Source organism: Streptomyces angustmyceticus (assembly GCF_040701845.1).
Classification (GTDB): Bacteria; Actinomycetota; Actinomycetes; order Streptomycetales; family Streptomycetaceae; genus Streptomyces; species Streptomyces angustmyceticus_A.
On record NZ_JBFBHQ010000048.1, the window covers coordinates 1 to 5613 of the forward strand.

The window sequence follows — 5613 nt, forward strand, 5'->3', positions numbered from 1 at the left end:
GGGGTTGCTCGCCGTTTGCCGCCCGCTGCGCGGTGCGCCCGCGTTTGCGCCTGCGGCGGGCGGGGTCCGCGGTGCCGCTGCGCGGGGCTGGTGCGGTGGGTGGCGCCTGCGGCGGGCGCACCGCGGCAGCGGGCGAAAAACGGCGAGCAACCACCACGGCGGAAAAGACAAAAACGTGGGGAAGGATCAAACCGGCTCACGCCGGCGCTGCGCATGGTCGCTGATGCGCAGCAGGAGTGCCACCATCACCCAGTTCGCGACGAGGGACGAACCGCCCTTGGCGAGGAAGGGGAGGGCCTTGCCGGTGAGGGGGATCAGGCCGGTGACGCCGCCGGCGACGACGAAGACCTGGAGGAGGAGGGCGCCGGAGAGGCCGACGGCGAGCAGCTTGCCGAACGGGTCGCGGGCGGTCAGGCCGACGCGGAGGCCGCGCTGGGCGAGCAGCACGTACAGCATGATCACGACCATCACGCCGGCCAGCCCCATCTCCTCGCCGACGGTGGTGAGGATGAAGTCGCTGTTGCCGGCGAAGCCGATCAGTTCGGGGTGGCCCCGGCCGAGTCCGCTGCCGGAGATGCCGCCGCTGCCGAAGCTGAACAGGGCCTGGCCGAGCTGGTCGGACATGCCCTCCGCGATGCCGTCCTTGGTGAAGGCCCGCATCGGGTCGAGCCAGGCGGTGACCCGGCCGTGGACGTGGGGTTCCAGGGAGCCGACGACGGCCGCGCCGGCGACGGCCATCAGCAGGCCGCAGACCACCCAGCTGGTGCGGTCCGTGGCCATGTACAGCATGATCACGAAGACGCCGAAGAAGATCAGCGAGGTGCCGAGGTCCCGCTCGAAGATCAGCACCAGCAGGCTGATCGCCCAGATGGTGAAGATCGGTGCGAGCTGCCGCCCCGGGGGCAGTTGGATGCCCAGGACGCGGCGCCCGGCCAGGGCCAGGGCGTCGCGGTTGACGGTGAGGTAGCCCGCGAAGAACACCGAGATCATGATCTTCACGAACTCGCCGGGCTGCAGCGACAGCGGCCCGAGCAGGATCCAGCGCTTGGCGCCGTACATGTCGGCGCCGAAGAAGGCCGGGGCCATCAGCAGCACCAGTGCGACGACCATCGTCAGGTAGATGTAGCGCTGCAGGATGCGGTGGTCGCGCACCACGAGCAGGATGACGATGCAGACCGCCACCCCGATCACCGTCCACACCAGCTGCCCGCTCGCCGCCTCGGCGATCTTGAGCCGGGGCGTCTGCGCATAGGTGAGGTCCAGGCGGTGCAGCAGCACCAGGCCGACGCCGGTCAGCAGCGTCGCCAGCGGCAGGATCAGCGGGTCGGCGCGGGGCGCGTAGCGGCGCAGGACCAGATGCGGCACCAGCGCCACGAAGAACATGCTGACGGCGAAGCCGGCCAGTCCGCCGGGCAGCCGGCCGGTCATGGACAGGCCGGTGAAGGCGTAGCCGAAGTCCGCGATCAGGACGGCGAGGGCGAGCAGCCATGCCTCGGTGCGCCGCCGGTCCGGTGCCCGGGCGAGCGCGGCGAACGTCATGGTGCGTTCGGCGTCGCTCTCCGGTCGCCGGGCCGCCCGGGGAACGCGGGTCTGTCCACGCACGGGTTTCCTCCGCCACTGATCGTCGAGGCCGCCGGCCGGCCGGGTCGTGCCCGGTTCATCGGCCCGGCAGTCGGGGAGGTAGACGAGGCAGCCCGTGGCGTGGTTGCGAGGGAACGGGAAGGTGTGTCCGATTTGATGGGAACGTGGCTGTCATGCGACACCCGGTACGCCCCGTTCCGGCCGCGCGGGGCCCGGGGCGCAGGGGTGCGGAGCCCCGGAGGTCATGGCTTCGTGGTGCCGGTCGGCCGGCGGGGAGAGAAGCGGACCTCGCCGCGCTGGCACTCCGCTTGACCGAGTGCTAACCGCGTCATAGTCTCGGCGTTGGCACTCTCCAGTGGTGAGTGCCAGACACACAGCGACGGGCAGGTCCGGCACCCGCGACGACGGATCCACCTGGTCGCCACCTCAGACAGTTAACCCCGTGAGATCTCCGAAGGGGGAGGTCGGATCGTGACGACCACCAGCTCCAAGGTTGCCATCAAGCCGCTTGAGGACCGCATCGTGGTCCAGCCGCTCGACGCCGAGCAGACCACGGCCTCGGGCCTGGTCATTCCGGACACCGCCAAGGAGAAGCCCCAGGAGGGCGTTGTCCTGGCCGTGGGCCCGGGCCGTGTCGAGGACGGCAAGCGCGTCGAGCTCGACGTGAAGGTCGGCGACGTCGTGCTCTACAGCAAGTACGGCGGCACCGAGGTGAAGTACAACAACGAGGACTACCTCGTTCTCTCGGCTCGCGACGTGCTCGCGATCGTCGAGAAGTAAGTCACCCAGTTTTGCCGTGATCTGCGCCCCTGGTTCCCGCGTCTAAACAACCCGGGGCAGGGGCGCAGTTCGTTTGAGCGACAGCGGTCCCCACGTCGTGGCCGAGGATCGCATTGAGAGGACTTGAAGCAACCCATGGCGAAGATCCTGAAGTTCGACGAGGACGCCCGTCGCGCCCTTGAGCGCGGCGTCAACAAGCTTGCCGACACGGTCAAGGTGACGATCGGCCCCAAGGGCCGCAACGTCGTCATCGACAAGAAGTTCGGCGCGCCGACCATCACCAACGACGGTGTCACCATCGCCCGTGAGGTCGAGGTCGACGACCCGTACGAGAACCTCGGCGCCCAGCTCGTCAAGGAGGTGGCGACCAAGACCAACGACATCGCGGGTGACGGCACCACCACCGCCACCGTGCTGGCCCAGGCCCTGGTCCGCGAGGGTCTGCGCAACGTCGCCGCCGGCGCCTCCCCGGCCGCCCTGAAGAAGGGCATCGACGCCGCGGTCAAGGCCGTGTCCGACGAGCTCCTGGCGACCGCCCGCCCGATCGACGACAAGACCGACATCGCCGCCGTGGCCGGCCTGTCCGCGCAGGACAAGCAGGTCGGCGAGCTCATCGCCGAGGCGATGGACAAGGTCGGCAAGGACGGTGTCATCACCGTCGAGGAGTCCAACACCTTCGGTCTGGAGCTGGACTTCACCGAGGGCATGGCCTTCGACAAGGGCTACCTCTCGCCGTACATGGTCACCGACCAGGAGCGGATGGAGGCCGTCCTGGAGGACCCGTACATCCTGATCCACCAGGGCAAGATCTCCTCGATCCAGGACCTGCTGCCGCTGCTGGAGAAGGTCATCCAGGCCGGCGCCTCCAAGCCGCTGCTGATCATCGCCGAGGACGTCGAGGGCGAGGCCCTGTCGACCCTGGTCGTCAACAAGATCCGTGGCACCTTCAACGCCGTGGCCGTCAAGGCCCCGGGCTTCGGTGACCGCCGCAAGGCCATGCTCGGCGACATCGCCACCCTCACCGGTGCCACCGTCATCGCCGAGGAGGTCGGCCTCAAGCTCGACCAGGCCGGTCTGGACGTGCTCGGCACCGCCCGCCGGGTGACCGTCACCAAGGACGACACCACCATCGTCGACGGTGGCGGCAAGTCCGAGGACGTCACCGGTCGCGTCGCGCAGATCAAGGCCGAGATCGAGAGCACCGACTCGGACTGGGACCGCGAGAAGCTCCAGGAGCGCCTCGCCAAGCTCGCCGGTGGCGTCTGCGTCATCCGCGTGGGTGCGGCCACCGAGGTCGAGCTCAAGGAGAAGAAGCACCGTCTGGAGGACGCCATCTCCGCGACCCGCGCCGCGGTCGAGGAGGGCATCGTCTCCGGTGGTGGCTCCGCTCTGGTCCACGCCGCCAAGGTGCTGGAAGGCTCCCTCGGCAAGGAGGGCGACGAGGCCACCGGTGTCGCCGTCGTCCGCCGCGCCGTCGTCGAGCCGCTGCGCTGGATCGCGGAGAACGCGGGCCTCGAGGGCTACGTCATCACCGCGAAGGTCGCCGAGCAGGACAAGGGCAACGGCTTCAACGCCGCCACCGGCGAGTACGGCGACCTGGTCAAGGCCGGCGTCATCGACCCGGTGAAGGTCACCCGCTCCGCCCTGGAGAACGCCGCGTCGATCGCGTCGCTGCTGCTGACGACCGAGACCCTGGTCGTCGAGAAGCCCGCGGAGGACGAGCCGGCCGAGGCCGGTCACGGCCACGGGCACGCGCACTGACGCACCCTGACGGGCGGCCCGCCGCCTGACGGACCGAGACCCGGTCCCCGCCCTGTGCGGGGGCCGGGTCTCGTGCGTGCACGGCGGCCGGTCCGGGCCGTCCGTCGTCGGGGCGGCGGGCGGCCCTGGGCGTTCACGCCGAGTGGCGCAGGTGCTCCGGCCGTACGGCACCGGTGAACGGGCGGCCCCCGGCGTAGCGTTCGAGTTCGTCGAGGGCGTGGTCGGCCAGGCGGTGGAGTTCGGTGCCCAGCGACCCCGCCACATGGGGGGTGAGCAGGACGTTCGGCAGCTCGTACAAAGGCGAGCCGGCCGGCGGGAGTTCGGGCTCGGTGACGTCGAGGACGGCGTGCAGGCGGCCGGAGACCAGCTCGGGGAGCAGGGCCGTCGTGTCGACCAGGGAGCCGCGGGCGGTGTTGACCAGTGTCGCGCCGTCGGGGAGCAGGGCCAGTTCACGGGCGCCGAGCAGATGGCGGGTGGCGGGCAGCTCCGGGGCGTGCACGGTGACCACGTCGCTGCCGGCGCAGAGCGCGTCGAGGGGGACCGGCCGCACACCGAGCCGGGCCGCTTCGGCGTCGGTCACCCAGGGGTCGTGGAGCAGGACCCGCAGGTCGAACGGGTGCAGCAGCTCGATGACGCGGCGGCCGATGCGGGAGGCGCCGATGACGCCGACGGTGCGGCGGTAGTTGCCGGCGGCGCCGAGTTCGCGGTGCCAGTCGTGGGGGGCGCGCAGGCCGCGGTAGCGATGCGCGGCGTGCAGCACGCCTTTGTTGGCGAAGAGGATCGCGGCGAGCGTGTATTCGGCGACCGGGAGCGCATTGACGGCGGCGGCCGAGGAGACGGCCAGACCGCGCTCCCAGCAGGCGTCGGTGAGGTGGTGTTTGACCGAGCCGGCGGCGTGCACGACGGCGCGCAGCCGCGGGGCCGCGTCCAGCACCCGGCCGGTGAGCGGTGGGGCGCCCCAGCAGGTCAGGAGCACCTCGGCCTCGGCGAGGGCGGCGGCCACCTCGGGGGCGGGGTCGGCCAGTTCGTGGGCGACGAGGCGGGGGTCGGTACGGGCGAGGGCCGTGAGGCGGTCGCGGTGGCGGGCGTCGAGGAGCCGGTCGGCGATGCCGGGGCCCATCGACAGCAGCACGGCGGGCCGGACAGGGGCCGCGGGCTGCTCCACCTGCTCCACCGGTCCGGTGGCGTGGTCGGGGGTGGTGGGGTGCCTGGTGGTCATCGGCGCTCCTGGACGGGTGGCTGCGCGGTGGTGTGCCGTGGTGCGGCGGCTGCCGTCGGGCCGTCCGTCGCCGGGCCGTCCGCCGAACGGGTGCCGTCCCTGGTCGTCGGGCGCCGTCCACGGGCCGGTGCCGGCCGACGTGGGCGGGACGAGACGGGTCTTCCCGTGAACAGGCCTTCCCGTGAACGGGTCTTCCCGTGAACGGGTCTTCCCGTGAACGGGTCTTCCCGTGAACGGGTCTTCCCGTGAACGGGTCTTCCCGTGAACGGGTC

Annotated in this window: 4 protein-coding genes; 2 read left to right on the forward strand and 2 right to left on the reverse strand. The window is 71.2% G+C overall.

Annotated features, from left to right (window positions below):
* Nucleotides 1-186 precede the first annotated feature (186 nt).
* A complete protein-coding gene (locus tag AB0411_RS37400) occupies nucleotides 187-1539 on the reverse strand; it encodes an FtsW/RodA/SpoVE family cell cycle protein (protein WP_366421698.1) in 1353 nt (450 codons plus the stop codon).
* Between the two features lie 513 nt (nucleotides 1540-2052).
* Between AB0411_RS37400 and groES the strand changes: the two genes are divergently transcribed.
* Nucleotides 2053-2361: a co-chaperone GroES gene (gene groES / locus AB0411_RS37405; RefSeq protein ID WP_018090856.1), complete on the forward strand. Its 309-nt coding sequence runs from the start codon at nucleotides 2053-2055 to the stop codon at nucleotides 2359-2361.
* Between the two features lie 135 nt (nucleotides 2362-2496).
* A complete protein-coding gene (gene groL, locus AB0411_RS37410) occupies nucleotides 2497-4122 on the forward strand; it encodes a chaperonin GroEL (protein WP_366421695.1) in 1626 nt (541 codons plus the stop codon).
* A gap of 133 nt (nucleotides 4123-4255) precedes the next feature.
* Here groL and AB0411_RS37415 read toward each other — a convergent pair whose 3' ends face one another.
* On the reverse strand, nucleotides 4256-5242 hold the full coding sequence (locus AB0411_RS37415; RefSeq protein ID WP_366421699.1) for a hydroxyacid dehydrogenase: 987 nt from the start codon (nucleotides 5240-5242) through the stop codon (nucleotides 4256-4258).
* Nucleotides 5243-5613: the final 371 nt, after the last annotated feature.